Annotated in this window: 3 protein-coding genes and 1 pseudogene; all 4 read left to right on the top strand. The window is 64.8% G+C overall.

Annotated elements, in window-relative coordinates; translation table 11 throughout:
* Positions 1–320 precede the first annotated feature (320 nt).
* Positions 321–1,631 carry an RICIN domain-containing protein gene (locus ABZU52_RS32090; RefSeq protein ID WP_354974667.1) on the top strand — a complete coding sequence of 437 codons (1,311 nt, stop codon included), beginning with the start codon at positions 321–323 and terminating at the stop codon, positions 1,629–1,631.
* 21 nt (positions 1,632–1,652) lie between these two features.
* Entirely contained in the window at positions 1,653–2,114 is a 462-nt protein-coding gene (locus tag ABZU52_RS32095) for a hypothetical protein (RefSeq protein WP_354974668.1), read from the top strand.
* Between the two features lie 445 nt (positions 2,115–2,559).
* Positions 2,560–3,558 carry an LAGLIDADG family homing endonuclease gene (locus ABZU52_RS32100; protein ID WP_354974669.1) on the top strand — a complete coding sequence of 333 codons (999 nt, stop codon included), beginning with the start codon at positions 2,560–2,562 and terminating at the stop codon, positions 3,556–3,558.
* A gap of 75 nt (positions 3,559–3,633) precedes the next feature.
* A pseudogene (locus ABZU52_RS32105) lies at positions 3,634–3,888 on the top strand (RtcB family protein); the annotation flags it as partial.
* Between the last annotated feature and the right edge of the window lie 23 nt (positions 3,889–3,911).

Below are 3,911 nucleotides of genomic sequence, written 5' to 3' on the forward strand. Positions count from 1 at the left end.
TGGCCACCACCCGGCCGGGGGTCCAGCGGCGCGCCGACCGGGCCGGCGGCGCGAGGCCGGCCAGGTCGCGGGTCGGCACCCGCTCACCGCTGGCGTCGTGCGGCGCGGCGGGGACGTCCACGGCGAGCGGCTGGTCGACGTCGACGGCGTCCGGGCTGGTCATCCGGCCGGGGTACCCGTTGCCGTAGGAATCCACCCGATCGGCCGCCGCGCGATTGACGCCACTCGGGTGCGAGGAATAACCTTTCATCTATCTGTAAACCTTGTAAACAGATGAATCTCGACGCGGCGGCGCGCGTCCCGACCGAAGGGACGATCAGGTGATCGCAGAACTCTCCTCCCGTACCAGACGGATCCTGTCGTTGCTGATCGCCCTGGTCGTGGCGGTGACCTCCGGTCTCACGGTCAACGCCTCGCGCAACGCCCAGGCCGCGCCGACGTTCAAGGTGCTGGCCTTCTACAACGGCACCTGGGACGCCGCGCACATCGACTTCGTCAAGGACGCCCGCGCCTGGTTCCCGCAGGCCGCCGCCCAGTACGGCTTCTCCTGGGAGGCCACCACCAACTGGAGTCTGCTGAACAGCGCCAACCTGGCCCAGTACAAGGTCATCATGTTCCTGGACGACGCGCCGCCCACCGCGCAGCGGGCCGCGTTCCAGCAGTACATGCAGAACGGCGGGGCGTGGCTGGGCTTCCACGTCAGCGCGTTCACCACCAACCCGTCGAGCTGGAGCTGGTACTACAACACCTTCCTCGGCACCGGCTCGTTCCAGACCAACACCTGGGGACCCACCCGGGTCACCATGCGCGCCGACAACCGCACCCACGCCGCCACCCGGAACCTCCCGGCGACCTTCCCGTCGTCGATCAGCGAGTGGTACTCCTGGAGCAACGACCTGCGGCAGAACCCGAACATCGACATCCTCGCCTCGGTCGACCCGTCCAGCTTCCCGGTCGGCACCGACCCCAACCAGTCCTGGTACGGCGGCTACTACCCGCTGGTCTGGAGCAACCGGCAGTTCAAGATGCTGTACGCCAACTTCGGTCACAACGCGATGAACTACAGCACCAACACCGGGCTGTCCTCCACCTTCGACAGCGCACAGCAGAACCAGCTGCTGATCGACGGGCTGCACTGGCTCGCCGGCGTCGGCACCGTTCCCCCGACCACGCCCCCGCCGTCCGACGGCACGATTTCGCCGACCGCCTGGCACACAGTGGTCAACCGGGGCAACGGCAAGTGCGTGGACGCGCGGGCCGCCGCCAGCGCGAACGGCACGGCCATCCAGCAGTACGCGTGCAACAGCAGTGCCGCCCAGCAGTACCAGTTCGTGCCGACCAGCGGCGGGTACCTGCGGGTCAACAACCGCAACAACAGCGCCCAGGTGCTCGACGTGAAAGACCGGTCGACCGCCGACTCGGCGCCCATCCAACTCTGGTCCTACAGCGGCGGCACCAACCAGCAGTGGCGGGCCGAGCCCGAGGGTGGCGGCTACTACCGCCTGGTCAACCGCAACAGCGGCAAGTGCCTCGACGTGCCGGGAGCGTCCACGGCGGACAGCGTCCAGCTCATCCAGTACACCTGCAACGGCACCGCGGCGCAGTCCTTCCGCGTGGTGCCCGTGTCGTAGGTCGGCGATAGCCTCGCGGCCATGGCGATTCCCGACCTGGTGCCGATCGCGCACGAGCCCGACTACCGCACCCGCACCATCGGCCACTACGACAAGGGTCAGTTCTTCGGCTCCGTCACCGCCACGCTCGCCGATGGTGTCGGAGCCGAAGACGACTGGTACCGCCACAAGCGGTGGTACGCGGTGCTGCACCGCTTCGACGCCGACGGCACGCACACCGACTCGGACATCTGGTTCGCTGGCACCAGTGAGACCGAGGACGCCTCCATCGACCGGGCTGAGGCCCGCCTCGCCGAATGGCTGGACGCGCTGCCCGGCCGGGTCTTCGCCGACATCGCCATCCGACTGTTCCAGGTCGAGGTCGACGGGCACGTCTTCGGGCTGGTCGACTGGTCCCACGAGTACGACGGCGACGACCACGCCGAGTTCCTCCCCGACGACCTCGGGTTCGACCCGCCCTGGGACGGCTGCTACGACACCTGAGCCGCACGACGGTCCCGGGCGGTGGCGCCCAGCACGGGCGCATAGCTCCGACGGGTCGAGCATGTCGAGGCTCATGGTCGAGGATGGCGAGGGCGCGCGGCCAGGAAATTGAGCGACTCACCACCTCTGTCGTGAGAAGTGGCGGCTCTTTCTTGCAGGCGTCTCCTAGTTTGCCGCCAGTCCAGCCCTTAAATTCTCGGAGATGGGCAGTCCCGGCGTTCAGCAATAAATCGAACACGCGGGGAGCTGTGCCGATAAACTTACGGGCAGTCGCTTGCTGTGACGTCCGCGTTGCGGAAGAATCTAACCGTGACCATTCAAACTGTCATCGCGCGTTGGCCGCTTGCCGTCCATAGCGAGAGCCGTCTTGAGTAGGGTAACCGATGATCGATTTCCGTGCACGGCACTCGCCGGTGAGACGGAGGTGTTAACAAGGTCGTCTCCTATGCAGATTCAAGACCTTGTGGGAGTGGATGGTTCCATTCTTGCTTCCAATGGTCGATGGTCAAATGCTCAAGTTATCCGCCTCGGGCGCAGGCGGCTCTACGAGGTTCGGGTAGGTCGCTACCGCGAGGAGCACGTCATCCGAGCTGCCGCCGGGCATCGATGGCTGCTGCGGCCGAAAGTGGCACATAGGAGGGTTGAGGCAGCGACGGTCGACCTGAGGTTAGGAGACCGGCTGTCGTCGGCGTTCCCTCGTCGATTACGAGAAGTGGTGCCATCCCGGACTGGAATCGCACGCGGCTTCGTCTTCGGGGATGGTTCAATCTCGGGTGGCGCCCTCGCTCATGCCTCGTTCTTCGGAGAAAAGGACGAGGCTCTCCTTCGATATTTCGATAACATTGAGCGTCTAAGAACTTACTACTACAAGTATCTCCCCGGCTCGCCCGGACGAAAGCTTCATATACCTGCCAATGAGGTTACTGAGCGGCTTCTGGCGAGCGGTGAGGTGAAAACCTACCGACGGCTGGGAGGGTTCCCTCGCGAATGGAAGCGGGAGTACCCGGCGCTCGATGCCGACGCCGAGATGATTTTTGGTTGGCTCGCCGGCTACTTCGCCGCTGATGGTGATGTTGGAGCTTCGGGTCGTCCGTCGATCTGGTCAGCGGACCGGGCAAACTTGGAGTTTTTCAAGGAGGCATGCTCGACAATTGGTATCTGGACTCTTCCCATTAGGGGACGGATTCGCAGGGGTTTCGGGAAATTTGATACTGAAGTATTTGTGATGGGGATCTCTCGTGCGGACCTTAGTGCAGACTTTTTTCTGCTGAACCACCATCGGGAACGTTGGAATGCCAACCGAAAGGCCGTCGAGCGACGGGGATGGACTGTCCGTGGGGTTCGCGAAACTTTAGAGGTCGAGAGCGTTTTCGGTATGCCCATCGCGGCAACTTCGCCGCTCACTCTCAAAGGCAACATCCTTACAGGCGGCTACTCTGCGTGAGCAATGGTGGTTCCCGGTGCGAAGGGGCGGAGGCCCTTGCATCGTTGCGGGATCGATGAACATAGGATTCAGTCAGGTCGGGGCAACCTGGACGCGTACTGCTCGGCGTCGCACGGGGCGGGGCGTCGGATGTCCCGGGCGCAGGCCAAGCGGACGTTCAGCACCGATGACCTGGCCGCGCAGACCGCCGGCGTCGAGTGCCGCAAGGACGCCGGGGTGGTCGACGAGATCCCCGGCGCGTACAAGGACATCACCGAGGTGATGGCCCAGCAGGAGGACCTGGTCGAGGTGGTCGCGCACCTCAAGCAGGTCGTCTGCGTGAAGGGCTGAGAGGCCGCGCGGGGCGGGGTCCC

Source organism: Micromonospora sp. NPDC005220 (genome assembly GCF_040607895.1).
In the GTDB taxonomy this organism is placed as follows: Bacteria; Actinomycetota; Actinomycetes; order Mycobacteriales; family Micromonosporaceae; genus Micromonospora.